Below are 26,189 nucleotides of genomic sequence, written 5' to 3'. Positions count from 1 at the left end.
AGTTAGCCCCCCGGATTTCTGTGGGGGGTTTGGGGGGGCCGTTGGCCCTTGACTGTTGGTTCAAACAAGGAGAGACCGGGATGGTTTTTTCATCCAACGTGTTCCTGTTTTTGTTCTTGCCGATCTTCCTCGGCTTGTACTACCTGAGCGGGCAACGCTATCGCAATCTGCTGCTGCTGATTGCCAGTTACGTGTTCTACGCCTGGTGGCGTGTGGACTTCCTCGCGCTGTTCGCCGGCGTCACGCTGTGGAACTACTGGATCGGCCTGAAAGTCGGTGCCGCCGGGGTCAGGACCAAACCGGCGCAGCGCTGGCTGCTGCTCGGCGTGGCCGTCGACCTGTGCATCCTCGGCTACTTCAAGTACGCCAACTTCGGCGTCGACAGCATCAATGCGATGATGACGTCGGTGGGTCTTTCGCCGTTCATCCTGACCCACGTGCTGTTGCCGATCGGCATCTCGTTCTACATCTTCGAGTCCATCAGCTACATCATCGACGTCTACCGTGGCGATACCCCGGCGACCCGCAACCTGATCGACTTCGCGGCGTTCGTGGCGATTTTCCCGCACCTGATCGCCGGCCCTGTACTGCGTTTCCGCGACCTGGCCGACCAGTTCAACAACCGCACCCACACCCTCGACAAGTTCTCCGAGGGCTGCACGCGGTTCATGCAGGGTTTCATCAAGAAAGTCTTCATCGCCGATACCCTGGCGGTGGTGGCCGACCACTGTTTCGCCCTGCAAAGCCCGACCACGGGCGATGCCTGGCTCGGCGCACTGGCGTACACAGCGCAGCTGTATTTCGACTTCTCCGGTTACAGCGACATGGCCATCGGCCTGGGCCTGATGATGGGTTTTCGCTTCATGGAAAACTTCAAGCAGCCTTACGTCAGCCAGTCGATCACCGAGTTCTGGCGGCGCTGGCACATCAGCCTGTCGACCTGGCTGCGTGACTACCTGTACATCACCCTCGGCGGTAACCGCAAAGGCACGCTGATGACCTATCGCAACCTGTTCCTGACCATGCTGCTCGGCGGTCTGTGGCACGGCGCGAACATCACCTACATCGTCTGGGGTGCGTGGCACGGCATGTGGCTGGCGATTGAAAAAGCCATTGGTCTGAATACTTCTCCACGCAGCTTCAACCCGATCCGCTGGGTGATGACCTTCCTGCTGGTGGTGATGGGCTGGGTGATCTTCCGCGCGGAAAACCTGCACGTCGCCGGGCGCATGTACGGCGCGATGTTCAGCTTCGGCGACTGGTCGCTGTCGGAACTCAACCAGGCCAGCCTCACCGGCCTGCAAGTGGCAACGCTGATCGTGGCTTATGTGACCCTGGCGTTCTTCGGCCTGCGCGATTTCTACACCAATCAGCCACCGGCCAAGACCAAGCCGGCCGTGAACGTCGATGCCGACGGCCCGGCTGCTGCGACACCGGGAACGATCAAGGCCGTGCCTGGGGATAACCCGGCGAGCATCCACCAGCCTGGCTACACCGTCGGCGTCGAAGCCCAGGTGCAACCGGCCTACTGGACCGCTGACTGGTCGCGCTACGTGATGCGCGCCCTGGTGCTGCTGCTGTTCATTGCCTCGATTCTCAAACTCTCGGCGCAAAGCTTCTCGCCGTTCCTTTACTTCCAGTTCTGAGGGATCTGACCATGACCCGCTCATTACGCATCTTCTACATCGCGCTGTTCCTGGTGACCCTGCTGGTGCTCGGTCTGTGGTCGGTGCGCAGCTTCTTCGGTTTCAGCACCAACGCCGACGCGACGGTGCTCAACGGCCGCTGGAGCAAAGCCGTGGAAACGCACTACGACGACGAGTTCCCGATCAAGCGCCTGGGCACCAACCTCTGGGCCGCGCTGGATTTCAAACTGTTCAACGAAGGTCGTCCGGGCGTGGTGCTCGGTCGCGACCAGTGGTTGTACAGCGATGAAGAATTCCACCCGGTGGTCAACGAAGAGCTGAACCTGCAAGGCAACTACGCGCTGGTCGAAGGCGTGCGCCAGACCCTGAAAGAGAAAGGCGTGCAACTGGTAATGGCGGTGGTGCCGGCCAAGGTGCGCCTGTACCCGGAACACCTCGGTGAGGTGAAACCGGCGAGCATCCACGCCAACCTCTACAAGGACTTCCACCAGCGCCTGGCCGCCGACCGGATTCCGGCCCCTGACCTGCTCGGCCCGCTGCAACAGGCCAAGCAGGATGGCCAGCAAGTGTTCCTGCGCACCGACACCCACTGGACGCCGCAAGGCGCCGAGATCGCCGCCAACCGACTGGCCAAAACCATTGCCGACAAGTACCCGCTGAGCGGCGAGCCGCAGCGTTTCGTCACTGAACCTGCGGAAACCATCACCCACAAGGGTGACCTGCGTCTGTTCCTGCCACTGGACCCGCTGTTCGAAAACCTGATGCCCAAGGAAGAACCCTTGCAGAAGCGCAATACGGTCGCGGCTGAAGATCAGCCCGCCGGCGACGACGCGCTGTTCGCCAACACCGAAGTACCGGTGGCCCTGATCGGCACCAGCTACAGCGCCAACCCCAACTGGAACTTCGTCGGTGCGCTCAAGCAAGCGCTGCACAGCGACGTGGTCAATTACGCCGAAGACGGCCACGGCCCGATTCTGCCGATGCTCAGCTACCTGAAAAGCGATGCCTTCAAGAACAGCCCGCCACAGGTGCTGATCTGGGAGTTCCCTGAACGATATCTGCCTGTGAACAACGAAATCGGCGACGCCGACCCGCAGTGGGTCGCAGAGCTTAAACAAGCCGGCGCCCGCCAACAAAACGTAGCCATCACCAACAAATCCGAGACGCCCGACCGGGCGCAAAACTGAAAGAGAGGTACACCATGACTTTCACTACAACTCCTCGTCGTCTCGCTAAACGCTTTGCCCTGGTTGCCGGCCTCAGCGTGCTGTCGGTACAGGCTTTCGCCGCTGGCGACGCCGCCCTGTACGGCCCGGTCGCGCCGAAAGGCTCGACCTTCGTGCGCATCTACAACGCCAGCAACGCCGAAGTCAGCGCCACCGTCGGCAGCACCAGCCTGAGCGACGTCGCACCACTGTCGAGCAGTGACTTCAGCTTCATGCCGGGCGGCGACTACAGCGCCAAGGTCGGCAGCCAGACCCTGCCGGTCAAACTGGCCGGCGACCACTATTACACCCTGGTCAACAACGCCAGCGGCGCACCACAACTGATCGAAGAGCCGCCGTTCAAGAACAAGCAGAAGTCCCTGGTACGCGTGCAAAACCTCAGCGACAAGGCGCTGACCCTGAAGACCGCCGACGGCAAGACCGACGTGGTTCCGAACGTGGCAGCCAAAGGCCGTGGCGAGCGTGAAATCAACCCGGTGAAGGTCAGCCTGGCGCTGTATGACGGCACCACCAAAGTCGGCGACGTGAAACCGGTCGCCCTGGAACGCGGTGAAGCCGCGGTGCTGTACGTCACCGGCAGCGGCAGCAGCCTGTCGCCGGTCTGGGTCAAACGCCCGGTGTCGACGCGCTAATCAATTTTCCGCAGAGGTAACGTCGATCTCTGTAGGAGCTGCCGCAGGCTGCGATCTTTTGATTCTCGGCGTCATTGAATACGCCAAAAGATCGCAGCCTTCGGCAGCTCCTACACAGGCAGCGCAACCCCTGCGACACGGAACAAAAACAAGAGTGAAACGACAGAACGCAGTAGCTCTAACCAATCGATATTCAAGGAGTAACAACATGATTCCGGTGATCTTGTCAGGTGGTAGTGGCTCACGTCTTTGGCCGCTTTCCCGCAAACAATTCCCTAAGCAGTTCCTGGCCCTGACCGGCGAACACACCCTGTTCCAGCAAACCCTGGAACGCCTGGTGTTCGAAGGCATGGACTCGCCAATCGTGGTCTGCAACAAGGACCACCGTTTCATCGTCAACGAGCAGCTGGCCGCCCGCAAGCTGGAATCCCAGCGCATCCTGATGGAACCGTTCGGTCGCAACACCGCGCCGGCCGTGGCCCTGACCGCGATGATGCTGGTCAGTGAAGGTCGCGACGAGCTGATGCTGGTATTGCCGGCCGACCACGTGCTGGAAGACCAGAAAGCCTTGCAACGCGCCCTGGCCCTGGCCACCGTCGCCGCCGAAAACGGTGAAATGGTGCTGTTCGGCGTGCCGGCCACCAAGCCGGAAACCGGTTATGGCTACATCAAGTCGACCAACGACTCGCTGCTGCCTGAAGGCGTCAGCCGCGTCTCGCATTTCGTCGAAAAACCCGACGTGAAGCGCGCCACAGAGTTCGTCCAGTCCGGCGGTTACTTCTGGAACAGCGGCATGTTCCTGTTCCGCGCCAGTCGCTTCCTCGAAGAGCTGAAAAAGCACGATCCGGACATCTACGACACCTGCCTTCTGACCCTGGAACGCAGCCAGCAGGATGCCGACACCATCACCTTCGACGAAGCCACCTTCGCCTGCTGCCCGGACAATTCCATCGACTACTCGGTGATGGAAAAAACCCAACGCGCCTGCGTCGTGCCATTGACCGCCGGCTGGAGCGATGTCGGTTGCTGGTCGTCGCTGTGGGAAGTCAATAAAAAAGACGCCAACGGTAACGTCACCAAAGGCGACGTGGTCATCCAGGACAGCAAAAACTGCATGATCCACGGCAACGGCAAACTGGTGTCGGTGATCGGCCTGGAAAACATCGTCGTGGTGGAAACCAAGGACGCCATGATGATCGCCCACAAGGACAAGGTCCAAGGCGTGAAACAGATGGTCAACACCCTCAACGAACAGGGCCGCAGCGAAACCCAGAACCACTGCGAGGTCTACCGTCCGTGGGGCTCCTACGACTCGGTGGACATGGGCGGGCGCTTCCAGGTCAAGCACATCTCGGTCAAACCGGGCGCGTGCCTGTCGCTGCAGATGCACCACCACCGCGCCGAACACTGGATCGTGGTCAGCGGCACCGCTGAGGTGACCTGTGACGAGAACGTGTTCCTGCTGACCGAGAACCAGTCGACCTACATTCCGATCGCTTCGGTGCATCGCCTGCGTAACCCGGGGAAGATCCCGTTGGAGATCATCGAAGTTCAATCGGGCAGCTACCTGGGCGAAGACGATATCGAGCGGTTTGAAGATATCTACGGGCGGTCTACGCCGATTGAGCGTGGGGTTGCGGTGAAGACTATCGCGCAGTAAGGGTTCAGCAAAAAACGGCCCCCATCCAGCTCACTGCGTTCCCTATCCGCAGTGGGTTGGATGGACCTTTTTTGACTGCCGTTGAACAAATGACCTCAGCTAAAATAGTCAGGAAAAATATTCATCCCCAAAAATAGGAAATTGAAAGGAGTCAGCTGTATTTCCTTATGCATTTTCAATTCGATGAACGGACTACCCTGAGTAATCGAACCTAAATCTTCCGGGACCTGGTCGGTACTAAAAATCACCATGTAGTCACCACTGCCCTTGTAACGCTCGTTACCTAAAAACAGCAGGCTCTCGACATTCTCATTATTGAACTGCTGACCTGGTGGATTGACATAGACGCCTCCCTTTGAACCAGCGCGTTTTTCACCTCGAGCTCTGTCATTGATACTTTTCTCACGAGAGATAGCTTCAGCACCCAAAGCGCTGGTGTAGTGAATATAGACAGGTTGACCATTGTGGATACCTGAATCCAGCACAGACAACCACTGCGGATCGTTTATGAGTTCCGCAGTAATGGGGGTTTTCTTGCTCTCAAGGCTCCTCTCCATCTCGGTTTTCGAGCGTTCTTTTTTACCACCCCGGGATGATGGTTGTGATAACGACATATTCGAAAGATCAGCTTCAATTTTTCGGGTTTTAAGGGCAAAGGCTTTCTTTGAGACTCGCTGGACGGCGTTTAATGAAACCGCCTGTTCACTTGACTGCAACTGCTCAAGCACCTGTTTTGCAGACGAAGCTTTTGTAGATTTTTTGACTGTGAAATTTGCGTTGTCGGTTAACTTTCCAGATAACGATCTCTTATTCGCACTCAGCCCGACAGAGTCAGTCAAAAGCATTGGATTATTCCTGACCATCCAATAGAAATTAAGACCGTCAATCGCTCCGGCAGGATCAGCATTAATCCATCGCTGCCATCCAGCCACGTAATACCTGAACCCATAGTAATAAAGCCCTGTCGCATCCCGCTCCTTCCCCGAATAACGCACCGTTCGGTAGCCCGCCTCAACCTCCCCGCGCCCTGCGAACCACGCGGTGGTGCCGTACGGGTGATAACGCTCCTGGCTGATCAGTGCTCCGTCGTCGTCGAGTTCCAGGGTGCAGGAACTCAGATGATCATTCAGGTGGTAGCGGTATTGATCATTGGCGCTGTCCTTCGGTGGCGCCGATTCCCAGTGCAACACCCGTACACTGCTGCGCCCGGTCTGCACGCTGATCACCTGTAACACTTCGCCCGTGCCACTGTAATTGCGCAGCTCCAGGTTCGGCAGATAGCGGGTTTCAGCGATCAGCGTCCGGGCATTGGTGTGGGCCTCACGGACTTTGCGCAGGCGCATGCCATCGGCACCGTAGACGTAGCGTTCGCGGTCATTGAGGCCCGAATCGCGCTCCACCGGCCGCACTTCGCCCAACTGGTTGGGCAGGTCCCATGCCAAGGGCTGCCCCGGTTGCAGGTTGAGCAGGTTGCCGTTGCCATCGAAGCCTCGATGGAAGGCCTCTTCGTCCGGTTCCACGCCTTCCAGCACCGGCAGGCAACGGTTGCCGTGCGCCGCCGCGACCAGTCGATGGCCATGGCTTTGCGGGCCTTCGTGGACCAGTTCCAGCAAGTTGCCGCCCGCGTCGTAGCGATAGGTCTGGTGGTAATTGGCGCGGGGCGCGGGGTCATCAAAGGTCGAAAACTGCGGGCCTTTATTGGGGCCGCCCGCTTCCCAGCCAGTGGCTTCGATCAGTTGCGACAGGCTGTCGTAGGAGTAGCGATTGACCGGTTCGATCCGCTGGTTGGCGAAGTAGTAAACCGGCAACGCGGCATCCTCGATGCTCAGCACATTACCCACCGGGTCGTAGGCATAGCGCAGGTCTTGCAAGGCTTCGGTGCCGCGTTGGGCGTTGAGGCGGATCAGGCGGCCATCCTGCGCGTCGTACTCCTGCGTGGTGATTACGCCATTGCCGGCTACTTCCCGTTCGGTCTGGCCATGGGCGTTGTAGGTGATGGCGCTGACCAGCGTTTTCAGGGTGGGTACGCCGTTGAGTTGCAGGCTGACCGCGCACAATTGGCCGTCGAGGGTCTGACTGAACAACTGGCGGTGGCCTTTGGCATCGGTTTGATTGATTGTTTCGCCCAATGCATTGACGTGCGAACGGGTGATCGCACCCTCGCCCGGTTCCAGAAGCAATTCGCGCTCCACTATCGACTCGGGCCAGTCCGGTAGCGTTAACGCTTGCAGAAAATGCCGCGTCTGCTCCAATGCCGCGCCGTGCAATCCGAACTCGGTAAACCGCTGCGTGCCCGCCGGGTCATCATGGCGAATCAATTGGCCGCACTGGTTGCGCTCGGCAAAAGTCGGTCCGCTCGCGCCGTAACTCAAACGCTCCGCGCAAAGCGCTTCGCCGTCCATCGCCTGTTCGAACACCGATTCCGGGCGCATCTGAGCGTCGTATCGCAGCCAGCGCTGCGAACCCCGGCCATCCCAGGCATGAACCGCTTGCCCCGCCTCACCCAACAGCGCCACACGCCACCCGGCATCGACACTATTGGTACTCAACACCGCACCGGACAGGGCATGAATCGTTTGCAGATTAGGCGGCGCCGAAGCGTCCAGAAACAACCGCGGGTCCCACTGCGCAATCGCTCGCCCCGCCCAATCATGGACCGTACGGTTGACCCGTGCCTGGGGGGACACGTCGTCGATATCACGCCAATAACCGACCGCGCGCACCGCCAGCCCCCGAGGATCAATCGCGATCAAGGTCGGCGTGTGGCGGTGGATTGAAAGGGTCGCTGGCACAGTAGCCGCTCCTGGAGCACTGGCCTCAACTAAACCCGCCGCTCAGACACCTGCCTACTGTCAGAAATTACAGATCAGACGGACGGCCTAAAAGCCATGATCTTGTCCCGCCCATCGCCAACCCCACCTGCGCTTAGGTAGGATGACCCTCTCTACTCCCGAGACTTACGTCATGTTCATCGGCGTCCTTCTGGTCATCACCTGGCTGATCCTGTTGCTGCGCTACCCGGCCAAGGCCTTGCCCGTTTCCATGGCTGCCGCCGCGGGGTTGGGCATCGTCGCCACCTGGGTCATCTGGATGGATCACCGCGAACTCAAGCAGCTACAACGCCTGGAGTTGCGCATCAGTTACGCGCCACAACAATGTCCCGCCGATCGGCCACTGCAATTGACCCTGAACAACGGCAATGACGTGCCGCTGACTGAGCTGCGCTGGCGGGTCGCGGCTTATGCACCGGGCGATACGGTGAACCTGGCCGACAACCAATACACCGCCCCACGCTATCGTGGCCCCGGCGAATTGCAGGCCGGTGGCAACTGGGAAGATTGCTTGCCGCTGCCGCCACTGCGCCCTGGCTACCGTCCGGAAACCCTGGAGTTTCGCGCCGAGCGATTGCAGGGTAGTTTTTCCGACTGATCCCTCCCCCATTTTTTTGCACAAGGAATGCGCCATGCCCGTTGCGTTGATTACCGGTTGTTCCAGTGGCATTGGCCGTGCTCTTGCCGATGCGTTCAAGGGCGCCGGCTATGAAGTCTGGGCCAGTGCGCGCAAAGCCGAAGATGTCGCCATGCTGAGCGCTGCCGGATTTACCGCCGTGCAACTTGACGTAAACGACGGTGTTGCCCTTGAGCAGTTGAGCGACCGCATCAACCAGGAATGCGGTGGTCTAGACGTGCTGATCAACAACGCTGGTTATGGCGCCATGGGACCGCTGCTCGATGGTGGTGTGCCAGCCATGCAACGCCAGTTCGAAACCAATGTGTTCGCCATCGTCGGCGTCACTCGAGCGATGTTTCCTGTGCTGCGCCGGACCAAAGGATTGGTCGTGAATATCGGCAGCGTTTCGGGGGTGTTGGTCACGCCATTCGCCGGCGCCTACTGCGCCTCGAAAGCCGCAGTGCATGCCTTGAGCGATGCCTTGCGCATGGAACTGGCGCCGTTCGGCGTGCGGGTCATGGAAGTCCAGCCGGGGGCTATCGCGTCCAGTTTCGCCAGGAATGCCGGCCATGAAGCCGAGCAACTGATCAGTGAGCAATCGCCATGGTTCCCGCTGCGTGAAGGCATTCGCGCCCGGGCCAAAGCCTCTCAGGACAACCCGACTCCGGCCAATGAATTTGCCGCCGGGTTGCTCAAGGCTGTGCAGCAGAACAAACCTGCGCGACTGGTGCGCCTGGGCAATGGCAGTCGTGCATTACCGCTGATGGCCAGTTTGTTGCCCAAGGGGTTGCTCGAATCCGGGCTGATGAAGCGGTTCGGGTTGCGTGGGCAGCTCTGAGACCGATTCGGTCGAGCGCGACCCCGGCCCATCGCGAGCAGGCTCACTCCTACATTGAAATGCGTTTCCCTGTAGGAGTGAGCCTGCTCGCGATGGCGTCAGAACAGACACTGCAAAATTTCAGGAATGACTTCCATGACCGACTACACCGAATACTTCGACGAAGTGATCCAGGCCCACGTGGCCATCGAACAATGGCTGGCCGAAGAACGGGACGCGTCCGAACTCGAACAACTGCTGACCCGTTTTTCGCCGCAATTCTCCATGGTCTCGCCGCTCGGTCGGGTGCTGGATTTTGACGCGCTGAACGAACTGTTCACGTTGGCGGGTGGCAAGAAACTCGGGTTCCGCATCGAGCTCAGCGAGTTGCGTGGCATTGCGTTGTACGATGGCGGCGCCACCGTGAGTTATCGTGAGCAACAGACCGATGCCACCGGGCTGCATTCGGATCGTCGCTCCACGGTGGTGTTCGAGAAGGTAGATGACAGGATTCTTTGGCGGCATTTGCAGGAAACTTTCTGCTGAAACCGAGGGCGATCAACTGTAGGAGCGAGCTCGCTCGCGATGGACGTCAACGATAACGCGGACATTCGGGTAAGCCTGCGTCGCTCTCCGGTTTTTCGCGAGCGAGCTCGCTCCTACAAGGGTTAAGCACCATCACCTTGCTTGACCACCACCGTACACGTAATCCCCGCCGCCAACAGCACCCCCTCCGGCACTTCATCGATGTGAATGCGTACCGGCACCCGTTGCGCCAGGCGCACCCAGTTGAAGGTCGGGTTTACATCGGCGATCAACTCGCGGCTCTCCGGGTTGTCGCGGTCGTAGATGCCACGCGAGATGCTTTCCACGTGGCCCTTGAGCACTTCGCCGCTCATCAGTTGCATGTCGGCCTTATCGCCGACGCGCACATGGGGCAGCTTGGTTTCTTCGAAGAAGCCGTAGACCCAGAACGAGTTCATGTCGACCACGGCCATTTTCGCCTCGCCGATGCGCGCGTAGTCGCCGCGATGCACGTTGAGGTTGGTGACGTAGCCGTCCACCGCCGCGCGCACTTCAGTGCGCTTGAGGTTGAGTTCGGCGGCTTCCAGTTGCGCCTGGGCCTGCTGGTAATCCGCCAGGGCCGAGTCGGCGAGATTACTGGCATCGTCGCGGTTTTCCCGGGAGATCACCAGGTTGTCCATATCGGCGCGACGATGGGCGTTGACCTTGCGCATCTCCCAGGTCGCCTTGCGCGATGCCACCAGGCTTTGCGCCTGCTTGACTGCAAGGCGGTAGTGTTCGGGGTCGATCTGCATCAGCAAATCGCCCTTCTTCACCAGTTGGTTGTCGCGCACCGGCACGTCTACCACTTCACCGGTGACGTCGGCGGCGACGTTGATGATATCGGCGCGCACACGGCCGTCACGGGTCCATGGCGTGTTCATGTAGTGCTCCCACAAGGAGCGGCCGATCCACAGCGCGAGGGCCAGCACCAACAGGGTCGCGAGCAGGCTGAAAAACTTTTTCATCGGGGCATTCTTCAGAGATAGAGAGTCAGTGATAGAGAGTCAACGGTAGACAGTCAGCGCCAACGCGCCGAACAGACAGGTAAACAGGCTCAGGCGCAGCAACGCCGGATGCCAGAAAAAACGGTACAGGTCGAACCCGGACAGGAACCGGTCCAGCGCCCAGGCAAGCGCCGCCGCGATGAAAAACATCAGGGTCATGGTCGGCATGTACACGCCGTGGAAGGCGATTTCACGAGGCATGTGCAAGTCCTTGGGAATGACTGTTTGCGAACGTAGCAAGCGGTGATTGCGGATCGAGCAGCGAGGTACGGATGAAGTGCAGATAGCTCTTCACCCGGCGCAACGCCGAGGTATCGAAGTGCGGGGCGAAAGGTTCGTCAGTGGACTGCACACGACTGATCGCGTGATCGACGGCGACCAACGCGCGTTCGAGGTTGCTGCTGTTCGGTTGCAGGAACAGCCGCACCAATGCACGCCCCATCACCCGGATCGCCTGGCGCCATGGCTGGGATTCGGCATAGGCCGGATGCACCGGCAGAATCACCTGCTCCTTGCGCAGCTCGATAATCGCGTGGCCGACCTCCAGCACCACGAACATCCAGCGCAGCAAGTCCCGCTGCACTTGGGGTTGCCCCGCCGCGAAGCCGTAGGCCTGATGCACCAGATCGCGGGTGCGGCTTTCGAAACTCGACGCCAAACCCTTGAGCTTGCCACTGATGGCGTACACCACCTGAGCGCGCAAATCCTGCTCCAATCGGCGCCACAGCCAGCGACTGTTGGGCGGCAGAATGATCGCCCCGGCCGCTGCGCACACCAGCATGCCCATTACCATGGCGATGTAGTCGTTGATGAAGGTGTAGGGGTTGTAGACCGTGAGGTTGTCCGGCACCGAACCGGTGCTGAAGAAGATCAGCAAGCCCAGGCCGACGCCGACGTATTGCGGCCGCGAAGTCAGGAACGAGCCCAGTACGATCACCGGTGCGAGCATCACGCACAGCAACGCAAATCCGTCGATCCACGGGAAAATGAAAAACATCTCGACGAAGCCGATCAGCGCCCCGAGCAACGTCCCGCACGCCATCTGAAAGGCCATGCGTTTCGGGTTCGGGGTGGCGGCGGACAAGCCCACGGTCGCAGCAGCGATCAGGGTCATGGTCGCGCCGCTCGGCCAGGCGGTTGCCACCCAGTAGCTGCCCAAAACCACCAGGATGAACGCCGCGCGAATCCCCGATGCCGCCGCCGCCATCCAGTTGGTTTGCGGGGTGAACGGCTCGTCCCAGCGCTCCCGTTCGTGACTGTGATCGGCCAGGGAGGCGTGGGTCTGCGCATAACTGTGCAGATCGTCGACGAAGCGATAGAGCAACTCGTACGCAGTGTGGAAATCCAGTTGTTCGGCATCGCTCGGGCTGCTCTGCTGGAACGTCGCCCGCAGACAGCGTACCCGCGCCGGCAAGCCTTCCTTGTAGGCGCTCAGCACTGTGACCAACCGCGCCGCATCGGCGCTGGTCAGGGCACGACCGCTGAAACCGTCGAGCAGTTCGGCGAGGTCTTGCAAGCCCGGTTTTATCGCCGCCACGGCATGGTCCGTATTGTTGTTGTGCAAGCGTTCGAGCAACTGATGCAGGGCATTGAAGCGCGTGGTGATGCCCATGAACTCACTGTTCAGGCGACTGAGTCGTCCATTGCGCCGACGCATGTGCGGGTCTTCGAACACGGTGACGCTGCGCAACCCTTCCAGTCCGACTGCCTCGGCAATGAAACGCACGTTGCCGGTCTCGAACGCCTCGCGCTGACTGCGGCCACGCAAGCCGTCGGTGACGAACAGGGCAAACACGCCGAAGCGCTGATACAGGGCGTTGCGCATGGCGGCGCTGGCGGTTTGCGGCAGGATTGCAGCGCTGACCAATGTCGAACAGAGAATGCCCAATGAGATTTCCAGCACCCGCCAGACCGCCGCCATGAACGCACCCTCCGGATGGGCCAACGCGGGCAAGCCGACCATAGCGGCGGTGTATCCGGCGAGTACGAAACCGTAGGCGCGGAAGTTGCGGCAGCGGGCGGCGCCGGCCGTGCAGATACCGACCCAGATCGCCAGCGAACCGAGGAACAATTCTGTGTTCTGCGCAAACAGCGCGATCAGCGCGACCATCACCGCCGACCCGGCCAGGGTGCCGAGGAAACGATAGAAACTCTTGGCGAACACCTGGCCGCTTTGCGGCTGCATGACGATGAACACGGTGATCATCGCCGTGCGCGGTTGCGGCAGTTCCAGGCGCATGGCCAGCCACAGCGTCAGGAATGCCGCGAACAGCACCTTGAAGATATAAACCCAGGTCACGCCGTCGCTGCGTGCCCAGTCGAAGAACCCCCGGCGCCATTCCAGGGAGTACAGCCAGCGCAAGGGTGCGGGCAAGGGAGTCATCAAATCCTGCTCAGTTAGAAAAGACTTGGCATGAGGGAAATCCCGTGGCGAGCGAGCTTGCTCGCGCTGGGCTGCGTAGCGGCCCCAAAACTCCGGCACCCCGTGAACATTTTGTGAGTGCTGCGCACTCAAGCGGGAGCAAGCTCCCTCGCCACAAAAGCGGGTGTGCCTGAAACAATCTGGTCACTTCAAAAGACTCGGGGTTTTCGGCGCTTGTGTCTGGCTATCTTTCGGCACATTGTCGCCCGCGCCCAAACCACCGCCCAACGCCGTCACCAGTTCGGCGTGAGCACTCAAACGCGCCGCCTGAACCTGCTGTTGCACCTGCTGCTGCTTGAACAACAAGGTCTGGGCATTAAGCACGTTGAGGTAGTCGGTCAGGCCACGCTGGTAGGCGATCATCGCGATGTCGTAGGTCTTCTGCGCCGTGGCCACCGACTCGGCGGCGAAAGCCTGTTGCTTGTCCATGGACTCGCGGCGGATCAACTGGTCGGAGATGTTTTTCAGGGCATTGACCAGGGTCTGGTTGTACTTGGCCACGGCGATGTCATACCCGGCCGAGGCTTCGCCCAGTTCCGAACGCAAACGCCCGCCGTCGAAGATCGGCAGCGAAATCGCCGGCCCCACGCTGTAGTTGAGTTTCTTGCCGGTCAGGAACTCCAGCGCCCCGCCGCCGGTGGCCATGTAGCCGAGGCTGCCGACCAGGTCGACGTTCGGGTAGAAACCGGCATGGGCGACATCGATGCCCCGTGCCTGCGCCGCCACTTGCCAGCGACTGGCGACCACGTCCGGACGCTGCCCGAGCAATTGCGCCGGCAGCGAAGACGGCAGTTTCAGTGGCGCCCCCAACGACAACGTTGGCCGCTGCAACTGCGCGCCCTCCCCCGGCCCCTTACCGGCGAGGGCCGCGAGTTGGTTGCGACTCAGGGCGATCTCTTCGTCGAGGGCGTCGATCTGGCGATGGGTTTCCGGCAAAGGCGTCTGGGCCTGGCTGACCTCGAAATGAGTGCCGATACCCCCGCTCAGGCGTTTTTGCGCCAGCTCGAGGATCTGCTGTTGCTGCTTCAAGGTCGCGGCCACGATGTCCCGTTGCGCGTAATGCAACGAGAGCTCGATGTAAACCCGGACGATGTTGTCCTGCAATTCGAGCTGGGCCTGCCGCGCTTCAGCCACGGTCATGTGCGCCAGGTCCACGGCGCGCTCGGTGACATTGCTTTCGCGGCCCCAGAGGTCGAGGGCATAGCTGAAGCCCAGCGCGGCATTGTTGTCCCAAGTGGTGCTGTTGGCCAGTTCGCCAGGGCCATAGAACTGGTCGGTCGGCCAGTTGTGGCGCTTGAGGGTGGATTCGCCATTGATCTGCAACGACTCGGCGGCTTCGGCCACGCCGGCCATGGACCGGGCCTGACGCACCCGGGCGGTGGCCATGGCCAGGGTCGGGCTGCCTTGCAGGGCGAGGTCGATCCAGCGATTCAGTTGCGGGTCGCCATAGGCTTTCCACCATTGCGCGGTGGGCCAGTGCGCATCTTGCGCGGCGCTCTGGATCGCTTCGTCGGTGGCCAGTGAATTGGCCTCCAGCGCCTTGCCCTGTGGGGCAATACCTCCGGTTCCGATGCAGCCGCTGACTGCCAGGGTTAAAGCCAAAACACTGAGCGGCTGAAGCGCTCTGCTGATGCGACGCGGCACTGCTGCGATTTCCTGAGGTGGAGAGATGTTCGGGGCGTAAGAGGTGAGCGCAATTCTATGGGGCGGCCTGAAGGGCGATAAGCTCGGATTCTTGTGAATCTTTGTTACCGTTAACGAGATAATCCGTAGGTACATCCTTAGTCGCCTGTAAATAAACAGAAACTTCGTGTCACAATTTGTCATTCGACGAGAGAGCACCCCATGGACACTTTGCAAAACATGCGCGCCTTCAGTTACGTGGCCGAAGCCGGCAGCTTCACCGCCGCCGCCATCCAACTGGACACCACCACGGCCAACGTCTCGCGCGCGGTCTCCAACCTGGAAGCCCACCTGCAAACCCGTCTGCTCAACCGAACGACCCGCCGTATCGCCCTGACCGAAGCCGGCAAGCGTTACCTGCTGCGCTGCGAGCAGATCCTGGCCTACGTCGAAGAAGCCGAAGCCGAGGCCAGCGACGCCCATGCCCGCCCGGCCGGGCAACTGAAAGTGCACACCATGACCGGCATCGGTCAGCACTTCGTGATCGACGCCATCGCCCGCTACCGCAAGACCCACCCGGACGTAACCTTCGACCTGACCATGGCCAACCGCGTGCCGGACCTGCTCGACGAAGGCTACGACGTGTCCATCGTCCTGGCCCGCGAACTGCCGGACTCGGGTTTCGTCTCCCAGCGCCTGGGCATCACCTACAGCATCGTTTGCGCCTCGCCGGCCTACGTCAAAGCCAACGGCTGCGCACAAAAACCCAGCGACCTGCTCAACCACGCCTGCCTGCGCCTGGTCAGCCCGGTGATTCCGCTGGAGAAATGGGCCTTCGACGGTCCTGACGGCCAGGAAATGGTCACCATCAACAGCTCACCCTTCCTGGTGAACTCCGCCGACGCGATGAAATCCGCGATCATCAGCGGCATGGGCGTTGGCGTGCTGCCGCTGTACGCCGCGATAGAAGGCCTGCGCAACGGCACGCTGGTACGCATGATGCCCAAATACCGCTCGCAGGAACTGAACCTGTACGCCATCTACCCGTCGCGCCAGTACCTGGATGCGAAGATCAAGACCTGGGTCGAGTATTTGCGCGGATCGTTGCCGGAATTGCTGGCGGCGCATCAGGCGGAACTGGCGGCGTATGAATTGAGCGGGAGTCTGGGTGGGGTTCGGGTGGCGAATTGACAGGTCCCACGTAGGAGCTGTCGAGTGAAACGAGGCTGCGATCTTTTGATCTTGTTTTTAAAAGGCAAGATCAAAAGATCGCAGCCTTCGGCAGCTCCTACCAGGCTTCGCTCCGGTTCTGCGTAGTGGGCAACCCGGCATGGATGGGCGGAACCATAAGCCGCCACTACCGAAGAAACGGATATGTACTCGGTCAACCAATAACCTGGTCGGCCCAGAGGCCGCCAAGACCAGGCCAAATCGCAAACTGACAGCGCCGTCAGTTAGCCGTCACCCTCCTGACCGGCAAACAGGTTTATAAAGGAAAATACCAACCGCCCCCCCAGCCCCGGCGCCCCACTCGCATGCGAATCCAGAAAAAATCGGCCCTGCTCGTCGCCCTTCTGATCGTCCTGGCAGCGCTGGGCCTGTGGTATGCCGCCAAACCGGCCAAAGCCAAACTCGCCCCCCCCACCGCCATCCCCGTGCGCGTGGTCGCCGTCGCCGAAAAAGACGTGCCGCGCTACGTCAGTGGCATCGGTTCGGTGTTGTCCCTGCACAGCGTCGTGGTCCGCCCGCAAATCGACGGCATTCTCACCAAAATCATGGTCAAGGAAGGCCAACTGGTGAAAAAAGGCGACCTGCTTGCCACCATCGACGACCGGTCGATCCGCGCCAGTCTCGACCAGGCCCGGGCACAACTGGGCGAAAGCCAGGCGCAACTGCAAGTGGCGCTGGTCAACCTCAAGCGCTACAAACTGCTGAGCGTCGACGACGGCGTGTCCAAGCAGACTTACGACCAGCAACAGGCGCTGGTCAACCAGCTCAAGGCCACAGCCCAAGGCAACCAGGCGTCGATTGATTCCGCCGAGGTACAGCTTTCCTACACACAAATCCGCTCACCGGTCAGCGGTCGTGTCGGTATTCGTACGGTGGACGAAGGCAACTTCCTGCGCATGACCGACACCAAGGGCCTGTTCACTGTCACCCAGATCGACCCGATCGCCGTGGAGTTTTCCCTGCCGCAGCAAATGCTGCCGACCTTGCAGGGCCTGATCAACGATCCACAGCACGCCCAGGTCAAGGCCTACATCGGTGCCGACACCGACGGCGAAACCGGCAACCTGCTCGGCGAAGGCCACCTGACCCTGATCGACAACCAGATCAACGCCAGCACCGGCACCATCCGCGCCAAGGCCGAGTTCGACAATCCAGGGCAGAAGCTCTGGCCGGGCCTGCTGGTGACGGTAAAGATTCAGACGGCCCTGGAGAAAAATGCGCTGGTGGTGCCGCCGACAGTCGTACAACGCGGCCTCGACCAGCACTTCGTGTACCGGGTCAATGGCGACAAGGTCGAAGCCGTGCAGGTGCAGATGGTCTATCAAGGCAGCGGCCAGGACATCATCAAAGGTGTGAAGCCCGGTGATGTGCTGGTCAGCGATGGTCAGTCGCGGCTCAAGCCCGGCGCTACTGTGCAAGTGCTGACCGAGCCGCCGCAAGTGGTGCGATCGGAGGCGGCGCAATGAAGGGTCATGGTTCGATTTCAGCCTGGTGCATCGACCACCCGGTGGCCACGGTCCTGCTGACGTTCGCCCTGGTGCTGCTGGGTGTCATCGCGTTTCCGCGCCTGCCGGTAGCGCCGTTGCCGGAGGCAGAATTCCCGACCATCCAGGTGGCCGCGCAACTGCCCGGCGCCAACCCGGAAACCATGGCTTCCTCGGTGGCCACGCCTCTTGAAGTGCAATTCAGCGCCATTCCCGGCGTGACCCAGATGACCTCGAGCAGTGCACTGGGCTCGACCATCCTGACCCTGCAATTCACCCTCGACAAGAGCATCGACACCGCCGCCCAGGAAGTGCAGGCGGCGATCAACACTGCCGCGGGCAAGCTGCCCAAGGACATGCCGAACCTGCCGACCTGGCGCAAGGTCAACCCGGCGGACAGCCCGGTGCTGATCCTCAGCGTCAACTCCTCGCTGATGCCCGGCCCGCAGCTCAGCGACCTGACGGAAACCCTGTTGTCCCGTCAGCTCAGTCAGGTCGACGGTGTAGGCCAGGTCGTCATCACCGGTCAGCAGCGTCCGGCGATCCGCGTCCAGGCTTCGGCGGACAAGCTCGCGGCCATTGGCCTGACCCTCGCCGACATCCGCCTGGCGATCCAGCAGACCAGCCTCAACCTGGCCAAGGGTGCGCTGTACGGGGAGTCGAGCATCTCGACCCTGTCCACCAACGACCAGTTGTTCCACCCGGAGGACTACAGCCAGCTGATCGTTTCCTACAAAGACGGTGCACCGGTTCATCTGCGCGATGTCGCCAAAGTCGTCAACGGCTCGGAAGATGCCTACATCCAGGCTTGGGCAGGCTCGCAACCGGGGGTGAACCTGGTGATCTTCCGCCAGCCGGGGGCCAACATCGTCGAAACCGTGGACCGCATCCAGGCCGCCTTGCCGGCGCTGGAAGCGATGCTCCCCGCCTCGGTGCAGGTCAAGACGCTGATCGACCGCACCCAGACCATCCGTGCCTCGCTGCATGAAGTGGAAATCACGCTGCTGATTGCCATCATGCTGGTGGTGGCGGTGATGGCGCTGTTCCTGCGCCAGTTGTCGGCGACCTTGATCGTCTCGGCGGTGCTGGGGGTTTCGCTGATCGCCAGCTTTGCCCTGATGTATGTGATGGGCTTCAGCCTGAACAACCTGACGCTGGTGGCGATCGTGGTGGCCGTGGGCTTTGTGGTCGACGATGCGATCGTGGTGGTGGAAAACATTCACCGGCACCTGGAGGCCGGCGAAGGCATGCGCGAAGCGGCGATCAAGGGTGCCGGGGAGATCGGCTTCACCGTGGTGTCGATCAGTTTCTCGCTGGTGGCAGCGTTCATTCCGCTGCTGTTCATGGGCGGCGTGGTCGGGCGGTTGTTCAAGGAGTTCGCTCTGACTGCCACCTCGACCATCATGATTTCGGTGGTGGTATCCCTGACCCTGGCGCCGATGCTGGCCGCGCTGTTCATGCGCGCGCCGGTGCACCACGCCCACGACAAACCGGGCTTCGGTGAACGCCTGTTGGCCTGGTACGAAAAAGGCCTGCGCCATGCCCTCGCCCACCAGAAAACGATGATCGGTGTGTTCGCTTTATCGCTGGGTCTGGCCGTCGCCGGTTACATCTTCATTCCCAAGGGTTTCTTCCCGATCCAGGACACCGGTTTCGTTTTCGGCACCACCGAAGCTGCTGCCGATATTTCCTATGGCGACATGGTGAAAAAACACCTGGCGATGGCCGAAATCGTCGCTGCCGATCCCGCAGTCGAAACGTTTTCACATTCCGTCGGTGTCTCGGGCAGCAACCAGACCATCGCCAATGGCCGCTTCTGGATCACCCTGAAAAAACGTGGCGACCGCGACGTCTCCGCCAGCCAGTTCATCGACCGGATTCGTCCGCAACTGATGAAAGTACCGGGTATCGTCCTGTACCTGCGCGCCGGCCAGGACATCAACCTCAGCTCCGGCCCAAGCCGTGCCCAGTACCAATATGTACTCAAGAGCAACGACGGCGGCACACTCAGCACCTGGACCCAGCGCCTGACGGAAAAACTGCGCGCCAACCCGGCCTTCCGCGACATTTCCAATGACTTGCAACTGGGCGGCAGCATCACCCATATCAGCATCGACCGTAGCGCCGCGGCCCGTTTCGGCCTGACCGCCAGCGACGTCGACGAAGCGCTGTACGATGCGTTCGGCCAGCGCCAGATCAATGAATTCCAGACCCAGGTCAACCAGTACAACGTGATCCTGGAACTGGACACCAAGCAGCGCGGCAAGGCCGAGAGCCTCAATTACTTCTACCTGCGCTCGCCCCTGAGCGGGGAAATGGTGCCGCTGTCGGCCCTGGCCAGGTTTGATGCGCCAACCATCGGCCCGCTATCCATCGCCCATGACGGCATGTTCCCGGCGGCCAACCTGTCATTCAATCTGGCCCCCGGCGTGGCGTTGGGCGATGCGGTGATCATGCTCAACCAGGCCAAAGTCGACATCGGCATGCCGACCGCCATCAGCGGCAATTTCCAGGGCGCGGCCCAGGCGTTCCAGAGTTCGCTGGCCAGCCAACCGTGGCTGATCCTGGCAGCGCTGGTGGCGGTGTACATCATTCTCGGCGTGCTCTACGAGAGCTTCGTACACCCACTGACGATCATTTCGACCTTGCCTTCAGCGGGCCTCGGCGCGGTGATCATGCTGTGGATCTGCGGCCAGGACTTTTCGATCATGGCCTTGATCGGCCTGGTGCTGCTGATCGGTATCGTCAAGAAAAACGGCATCCTGATGATCGACTTCGCCCTCGAAGCGCAGCGCAATGGCGGACTGTCGCCTGAAGAAGCGATCTTCAAGGCCTGCATCACGCGTTTCCGGCCGATCATCATGACCACCCTCGCCGCCCTGCTCGGCGCCCTGCCGCTGATGATCGGCTACGGCACCGGCGCCGAATTGCGCCAGCCCCTGGGGATCGCGGTGGTCGGCGGTTTGCTGGTGAGCCAGGCGCTGACGCTGTTCACCACGCCGGTCATATACTTGTGGCTGGAGCGTCTGTTCCATCGGCCTAAACCTTCGCCAGTACCGGCGCTGGCGAGCACAGACTGAGGCGGGGTCATGCGCGTTCTGATTATCGAAGACGAAGAAAAAACCGCGGACTATCTGCATCGCGGCCTGACGGAACAGGGTTTCACCGTGGATCTGGCCCGCGATGGTGTGGAAGGCCTGCACCTGGCGCTGGAGAGCGACTACGCGGTGATCGTCCTCGACGTGATGTTGCCGAGCCTCGACGGCTTCGGCGTGTTGCGCGCCCTGCGTGCGCGCAAGCAAACCCCGGTGATCATGCTCACCGCCCGCGAGCGTGTGGAAGATCGCATCAAGGGCTTGCGTGAAGGTGCCGATGACTATCTGGGCAAACCGTTTTCCTTCCTGGAACTGGTGGCGCGCCTGCAAGCGCTGACCCGGCGCAGCGGCGGTCATGAACCGGTGCAGGTGAACATCGCCGACCTGTGGATAGATTTGATCAGCCGCAAGGCCACCCGCGCCGGTACACGCCTGGACCTGACCGCCAAGGAGTTCTCGCTGCTCAGCGTGCTGGCCCGGCGCCAGGGCGAAATCCTTTCGAAAACCGCCATTGCCGAAATGGTCTGGGACATCAATTTCGACAGCGACGCCAACGTGGTCGAAGTCGCAATCAAACGCCTGCGGGCCAAGCTCGACGGGCCGTTCGAAGAGAAACTGCTGCACACCATACGCGGCATGGGTTATGTGCTGGAGAGCCGTGGTGTCCAGTAATTCCATCGCGCTGCGTTTAAGCGGCATGTTCACGCTGGTGGCGCTTCTGGTCTTTCTGTTGATCGGGTGGGCGCTGTACCAGCAGGTCGACAAGGGCCTGGGCCTGTTGCCCGAAGCCGAACTCGATGCGCGCTACAGCGTGCTCGAATCCACGGTCGGCCGTTACGGCACGCCCGAGCATTGGGTGAAGATCAACAACAAGCTCAATCTGCTGAGCGAAGAAGACAAGCGCATCCGTTTCTGGATCATCAGCGGCGATCCACACTACGAATACGGCAACCCGACACCGCAAATCCGCGCCTTTGCCCAAGGGCCGCTGGGCACCCGCGACATGCATCTGCCGGATCACCCCTATCCGCTGAAAGTGCTGGTCAGCGAATTCCCGGCCAAGGATCAGCGTCCACCGCTGCGTTTCATGATCGCCATCGACACCGAGTCGTTTTTCCAGACCCAGCATCATCTGCTGGTCGCGCTGATCAGCCTGGCGATTGTCGGTGTGTTGCTGGCTTCGGCACTGGGCTATTGGGTGGCGCGGATCGGGCTCAAGCCGCTGATCAAACTGTCCCAGGAAGCCCAGCGCCTGGCCCCGCCGTTGCGCTCGGGGCGCTTGCGACTCTCACCGTTGCCGCCGGAACTCGATCAATTCGTCAGTTCGTTCAACTCGACCCTGGAACGGGTTGAACAAGCGTACTCGCGCCTTGAGTCGTTCAACGCCGACGTCGCCCACGAACTGCGCTCGCCACTGACCAACCTGATCGGCCAGACCCAGGTCGCATTGACCCGCGGACGCTCCGCCGAGCATTACTTCGAAGTACTGCAATCGAACCTCGAAGAGCTTGAGCGGCTGCGTTCGATCATCAACGACATGCTGTTCCTCGCCAGCGCCGATCAGGGCAGCAAGGCGACCAAACTCACCTCAACCTCACTGGCCGATGAAGTGGCCACGACCTTGGAGTACCTGGATTTCATTCTCGAGGACGCTCAGGTCCGGGTTGAGGTCAGTGGTGACGCGCAAGTGCGGATCGAGATCGCTCATCTGCGCCGGGCGTTGATCAATCTGCTGAACAACGCAGTGCAACACACCGCGCCCGGGCAGGTTATTCAGGTGCGCATTGAAGCCGCAGAACACCAGGTCAGCATCGGCGTCGCCAATCCCGGTTCGCCGATTGCCCGTGAACACCTGCCACGGCTGTTCGAGCGCTTCTACCGGGTCGATGCCTCGCGCAGCAACAGCGGTCAAAACCATGGATTGGGACTGGCCATCGTCAAGGCCATTGCGTTGATGCATGGCGGCGATGTGTTTGTGCGCAGCGACCATGGGATGAATACGTTCGGTATCCATCTCCCGGTCTGACACACCTGGAAAGTCAAAAGATCGCAGCCTGCGGCAGCTCCTACAGTTGGACTGTTTTTCTGTAGGAGCTGCCGCAGGCTGCGATCTTTGCTTTTAGCGTAATAGTCCTTTCATGAATCCACTCTTTTTCCCCTCGCCCCATATCCTTATCTTTGCCCGCACCAAACAGCACTTGCCAAGCAAGAAGGTTTTAAAGATGTCCAACAGTATGGGTATTGCCAGCGCTTTCGTTTTGTCCTCTTTGTTCCTGTCGCCGTTGGCGATGGCGGAAGAATCGCAGACTTTCGTCGCGCATAACACCGCACGCGCTACGGTGTTCGAAGAGCATCGGATCGAGATGACCGCCAAGGCTGCGCAAAACGCCCAGGTCCCGCAAGCATCCAGCACCCAGGCGCAGCCACGGGCCGAGAAAGACAGCTGATCTGCACTGTTCACTCACGCTTCCCTCGACACTTTTCATCGGCTCTTCCCTTTGAAAAGTTGTCTTCAAAGCCGCTGCTGTCAGCGGCTTTTTTTTAGCGGCGACTCAACCTTCATTGCAACTTTTGCAACGAAAGTCACTGACGCCCACCCCATCGATCAATCGTTCGAGCAACAGAAACGATTCACTCGGCTGCTACGTTTATGCAACTACGCTTACAACGTCCCTCTAGCAGACGCCAGCCCTATGACCGCAAGCCGCACCCCACACTTTCAAGGCCCGCCCGGGCGACCCGAGATCATGGTGATCCTCGGCAGCACCCTGACTGTCATCTCGATCCTGTGCATTGTCACTTACCTGCTGATCCGCGAGCACGCCAATGCCCAGCTGACCGCCACACGCAGTGCGACCACCATTGCGCAACTGATCGATGCCGATGTCCTGCGTACGGTCGAGCTCTATGACTTGACCTTGCAGGGCCTGATCGCCGCCGCCCAACGGGACGACCTGAAACAGGTTTCGCCGCAAATCCGTCACCTGGTGCTGTTCGACCGCTCCACCACCGCGCGCTACAAGGGCGACATCCTGCTGCTGGACAAGCACGGCGACGTGCTGGCCGACTCATCGTTGATCGAACCGAAACCGGGCAACTTCGCCGACCGCGATTATTTCCTGGCCCATGTCTTCAATCGCGACGCCGGCATGTTCATCAGCCGTCCGTTCAAGACACGTTGTGACTGCGATGACAGCGACGAATGGCGCATCAGTTTCAGCCGACGCATTTCCTCGCCCACAGGTGAATTTCTGGGGGTCGCGGTGGCGTCGATGCGCATGAGCTACTTCGACCAGCTGTTCAACAGCCTCGAAATCGGCTCCGGCAGTACGCTGGGCATCATCAACGACGACGGGATTCTCCTGGCGCAGAAGCCGTACCGGGAACAAAACGCCATCGGCAAAAACTTCTCCAGCCGCCCCAACGTCGCACGCATGCTGCAGGAGCGCAGTGGGACCTTCGAAAGCGTGTCGAGTGTCGACCATCAACGGCGCCTGTATACCTTTACCCGGGTCGGCAATCTGCCGCTGACCGTCATCGTGGCCCTTTCCATCGATGAAGTGTTCGCCACCTGGAACCGCACGGCCTATGTGATCAACGGTGCGACGGGGGTTTTGTGCATCGGTCTGTTGTGGCTGACCTGGCTGCTCTGCCGCGAACTGCGACTGCGCCAATATGCCGAGCTTGAATTGTCGCAATTGGCGGCCACCGATGCCTTGACCGGCGTGGCCAACCGTCGATCCCTTGATCAGACCCTGCGCCATGAGTGGTTTCGTGCGCAGCGCAGCGGCAAGCCGTTGTCGTTGCTGATGATCGATGCCGATCACTTCAAGGCCTTCAATGACCGGCACGGGCATCAGGCCGGCGACGACGCCTTGCGGGCATTGGCCGAGGTCATCCGCGCCAGTGTCCATCGCCCGGCAGACCTGGTGGCTCGCTATGGTGGTGAAGAGTTTTCGGTGATCCTGGCCGAAACTGACAGCGAAGGCGCGCGGCGGATCGCCGAACAAATCCGTGAGGCGGTGCAAAAACTGCTGCTGGCGGATGCCGGTGAACCGCCGATGAGCGTGAGTATCGGTATTGCCACCTGGACTGAAGCCAGCGATATCAACCTGGAGCAATTGCTGTTCAGTGCCGACAAGGCGTTGTATCAGGCCAAGGAAGGGGGGCGTAATCGGGTGGTGTGCGCGGATTAAAGCAAAGATCAAAAAGATCGCAGCCTTCGGCAGCTCCTACAGGGAAATGCGTTCCAAATGTAGGAGCTGCCGAAGGCTCGGTTCGCGCTCGGGCGATCTTTTGCTTCATAAAAAAAGGCCACCCGAAGGCAGCCTTTAAAAACTAGAGAGGTTTTTACTTACACGGCCGCAACCGGACGCATGTAAGAGATCGGTGCAGTGCTGGCGTCTTCGAACGTCACGACTTCCCAGGCATCTGTCTGCTCAATCAACTTGCGCAGCAGCTGGTTGTTCAGTGCGTGGCCGGACTTGAAGCCCTTGAACTCACCAATCAGGCTATTGCCCAGCAGGTAGAGGTCACCAATTGCATCGAGGATCTTGTGCTTCACGAATTCGTCTTCATAGCGAAGGCCGTCTTCGTTCAGTACGCCATCGGCGTCGACCACAATAGCGTTTTCAACGCTGCCGCCGAGTGCGAGGTTGTGCTTGCGCAGGTACTCGATGTCACTCATGAAGCCAAAGGTACGGGCGCGGCTGACTTCTTTTACAAACGAAGTGCTGGAAAAATCCACGCTTGCACTTTGTGTGCGGTCACGGAAAACCGGGTGATCGAAATCGATCTCGAAGCTCACCTTGAATCCTTCGAAAGGGACGAAAGTGGCGCGCTTGTCGCCGTCTTCCACTGTCACTTCACGCAGGATGCGGATGAACTTCTTGGCGGCGTCCTGTTCTTCCAGTCCAGCCGATTGAATCAGGAATACGAAAGGTCCAGCGCTACCATCCATGATCGGGACTTCGGACGCGGAGAGCTCGACGTAGGCGTTATCGATGCCCAGGCCTGCCATGGCCGAGAGCAGGTGCTCTACCGTGTCCACTTTGACGTCACCGTTAACGAGCGTGGTCGACATAGTGGTTTCACCAACGTTTTCCGCGCGGGCAGGAATCTGCACCACGGGGTCGAGGTCGGCGCGACAAAACACAATGCCGGTGTCGACAGGCGCTGGCTTGAGGGTCAGGTAGACCTTCTCCCCGGAGTGCAGGCCGACACCTGTGGCACGGATAATATTCTTCAGGGTGCGTTGTTTAATCATGGCATGGGCCGCTTCAGCGCAAATTGCGAACTGGTATCAACAAAGGCTGGCGATGATAGCAGACCAG

Annotated in this window: 20 protein-coding genes; 14 read left to right on the top strand and 6 right to left on the bottom strand. The window is 60.4% G+C overall.

The genetic code is table 11. The annotated features are described in order from the left end of the window. Window positions 1-80 precede the first annotated feature (80 nt). The 4 genes from KW849_RS00770 to KW849_RS00755 all read left to right on the top strand — a co-directional run bounded on the left by KW849_RS00770 (window position 81) and on the right by KW849_RS00755 (window position 5,164). Window positions 81-1,646, top strand: a complete 1,566-nt coding sequence (locus tag KW849_RS00770; protein WP_218426795.1) for an MBOAT family protein — start codon at window positions 81-83, stop codon at window positions 1,644-1,646. 11 nt (window positions 1,647-1,657) lie between these two features. Then, on the top strand, window positions 1,658-2,833 hold the full coding sequence (locus KW849_RS00765; protein WP_218426793.1) for an alginate O-acetyltransferase: 1,176 nt from the start codon (window positions 1,658-1,660) through the stop codon (window positions 2,831-2,833). A 14-nt stretch (window positions 2,834-2,847) separates the two neighbouring features. Then, window positions 2,848-3,504 (top strand): alginate O-acetyltransferase AlgF, encoded by a 657-nt coding sequence (locus KW849_RS00760; RefSeq protein WP_218426791.1) that lies wholly within the window; start codon window positions 2,848-2,850, stop codon window positions 3,502-3,504. Window positions 3,505-3,712: 208 nt separating this feature from the next. Beyond that, the gene (locus KW849_RS00755) at window positions 3,713-5,164 is read left to right on the top strand and encodes a mannose-1-phosphate guanylyltransferase/mannose-6-phosphate isomerase (protein WP_218426788.1); all 1,452 of its coding nucleotides are present in this window, start codon (window positions 3,713-3,715) and stop codon (window positions 5,162-5,164) included. Window positions 5,165-5,259: 95 nt separating this feature from the next. Here KW849_RS00755 and KW849_RS00750 read toward each other — a convergent pair whose 3' ends face one another. Next, window positions 5,260-7,956 carry an RHS repeat domain-containing protein gene (locus KW849_RS00750; RefSeq protein ID WP_371319100.1) on the bottom strand — a complete coding sequence of 899 codons (2,697 nt, stop codon included), beginning with the start codon at window positions 7,954-7,956 and terminating at the stop codon, window positions 5,260-5,262. Window positions 7,957-8,128: 172 nt separating this feature from the next. Between KW849_RS00750 and KW849_RS00745 the strand changes: the two genes are divergently transcribed. The 3 genes from KW849_RS00745 to KW849_RS00735 all read left to right on the top strand — a co-directional run bounded on the left by KW849_RS00745 (window position 8,129) and on the right by KW849_RS00735 (window position 9,977). Next, window positions 8,129-8,593, top strand: coding sequence for a multidrug transporter (locus tag KW849_RS00745; RefSeq protein ID WP_108214937.1), 465 nt, complete (start codon window positions 8,129-8,131; stop codon window positions 8,591-8,593). Between the two features lie 34 nt (window positions 8,594-8,627). Beyond that, window positions 8,628-9,452 carry an SDR family oxidoreductase gene (locus tag KW849_RS00740; RefSeq protein ID WP_218426786.1) on the top strand — a complete coding sequence of 275 codons (825 nt, stop codon included), beginning with the start codon at window positions 8,628-8,630 and terminating at the stop codon, window positions 9,450-9,452. Window positions 9,453-9,587: 135 nt separating this feature from the next. Further along, a complete protein-coding gene (locus KW849_RS00735) occupies window positions 9,588-9,977 on the top strand; it encodes a DUF4440 domain-containing protein (RefSeq protein WP_218426784.1) in 390 nt (129 codons plus the stop codon). A gap of 122 nt (window positions 9,978-10,099) precedes the next feature. On the opposite strand, the gene KW849_RS00730 is transcribed toward KW849_RS00735, so the two are convergent. The 4 genes from KW849_RS00730 to KW849_RS00715 form a co-directional block, all read right to left on the bottom strand. Further along, on the bottom strand, window positions 10,100-10,963 hold the full coding sequence (locus tag KW849_RS00730) for an HlyD family secretion protein (protein ID WP_057395860.1): 864 nt from the start codon (window positions 10,961-10,963) through the stop codon (window positions 10,100-10,102). Window positions 10,964-11,002: 39 nt separating this feature from the next. Next, window positions 11,003-11,203, bottom strand: coding sequence for a DUF1656 domain-containing protein (locus KW849_RS00725; protein WP_007896379.1), 201 nt, complete (start codon window positions 11,201-11,203; stop codon window positions 11,003-11,005). After that, window positions 11,193-13,385: an FUSC family protein gene (locus tag KW849_RS00720; RefSeq protein WP_218426782.1), complete on the bottom strand. Its 2,193-nt coding sequence runs from the start codon at window positions 13,383-13,385 to the stop codon at window positions 11,193-11,195. The genes KW849_RS00725 and KW849_RS00720 overlap by 11 nt, the downstream gene beginning before the upstream one ends. A gap of 183 nt (window positions 13,386-13,568) precedes the next feature. After that, window positions 13,569-15,068, bottom strand: coding sequence for an efflux transporter outer membrane subunit (locus tag KW849_RS00715; RefSeq protein ID WP_218426780.1), 1,500 nt, complete (start codon window positions 15,066-15,068; stop codon window positions 13,569-13,571). A gap of 201 nt (window positions 15,069-15,269) precedes the next feature. Here KW849_RS00715 and KW849_RS00710 point away from each other — a divergent pair, with 201 nt between their 5' ends. The 7 genes from KW849_RS00710 (at window position 15,270) to KW849_RS00680 (ending at window position 25,052) form a co-directional block, all read left to right on the top strand. Continuing rightward, window positions 15,270-16,238, top strand: coding sequence for a LysR family transcriptional regulator (locus KW849_RS00710; RefSeq protein WP_218426778.1), 969 nt, complete (start codon window positions 15,270-15,272; stop codon window positions 16,236-16,238). Window positions 16,239-16,582: 344 nt separating this feature from the next. Next, the gene (locus tag KW849_RS00705; protein ID WP_218426776.1) at window positions 16,583-17,743 is read left to right on the top strand and encodes an efflux RND transporter periplasmic adaptor subunit; all 1,161 of its coding nucleotides are present in this window, start codon (window positions 16,583-16,585) and stop codon (window positions 17,741-17,743) included. Continuing rightward, window positions 17,740-20,841 (top strand): multidrug efflux RND transporter permease subunit, encoded by a 3,102-nt coding sequence (locus tag KW849_RS00700; RefSeq protein WP_218426774.1) that lies wholly within the window; start codon window positions 17,740-17,742, stop codon window positions 20,839-20,841. The genes KW849_RS00705 and KW849_RS00700 overlap by 4 nt, the downstream gene beginning before the upstream one ends. 9 nt (window positions 20,842-20,850) lie before the next feature. Continuing rightward, window positions 20,851-21,528 carry a heavy metal response regulator transcription factor gene (locus tag KW849_RS00695; protein WP_218426772.1) on the top strand — a complete coding sequence of 226 codons (678 nt, stop codon included), beginning with the start codon at window positions 20,851-20,853 and terminating at the stop codon, window positions 21,526-21,528. Beyond that, entirely contained in the window at window positions 21,518-22,882 is a 1,365-nt protein-coding gene (locus KW849_RS00690; RefSeq protein WP_218426770.1) for a heavy metal sensor histidine kinase, read from the top strand. Before KW849_RS00695 ends, KW849_RS00690 begins: the two co-directional genes overlap by 11 nt. Window positions 22,883-23,078: 196 nt before the next feature. Next, window positions 23,079-23,303: a hypothetical protein gene (locus KW849_RS00685; RefSeq protein ID WP_218426768.1), complete on the top strand. Its 225-nt coding sequence runs from the start codon at window positions 23,079-23,081 to the stop codon at window positions 23,301-23,303. 246 nt (window positions 23,304-23,549) lie between these two features. Continuing rightward, window positions 23,550-25,052, top strand: coding sequence for a sensor domain-containing diguanylate cyclase (locus KW849_RS00680; RefSeq protein ID WP_218426766.1), 1,503 nt, complete (start codon window positions 23,550-23,552; stop codon window positions 25,050-25,052). Window positions 25,053-25,210: 158 nt separating this feature from the next. Here KW849_RS00680 and lpxC read toward each other — a convergent pair whose 3' ends face one another. Beyond that, entirely contained in the window at window positions 25,211-26,122 is a 912-nt protein-coding gene (gene lpxC / locus KW849_RS00675; RefSeq protein ID WP_007939852.1) for a UDP-3-O-acyl-N-acetylglucosamine deacetylase, read from the bottom strand. Window positions 26,123-26,189: the final 67 nt, after the last annotated feature.

It is taken from the genome of Pseudomonas sp. PDM26 (assembly GCF_019219185.1).
Lineage (GTDB): Bacteria > Pseudomonadota > Gammaproteobacteria > Pseudomonadales > Pseudomonadaceae > Aquipseudomonas.
The sequence above is the reverse complement of the archived record's forward strand: the minus strand, read 5'-3'. Positions and strand labels throughout refer to the sequence as shown.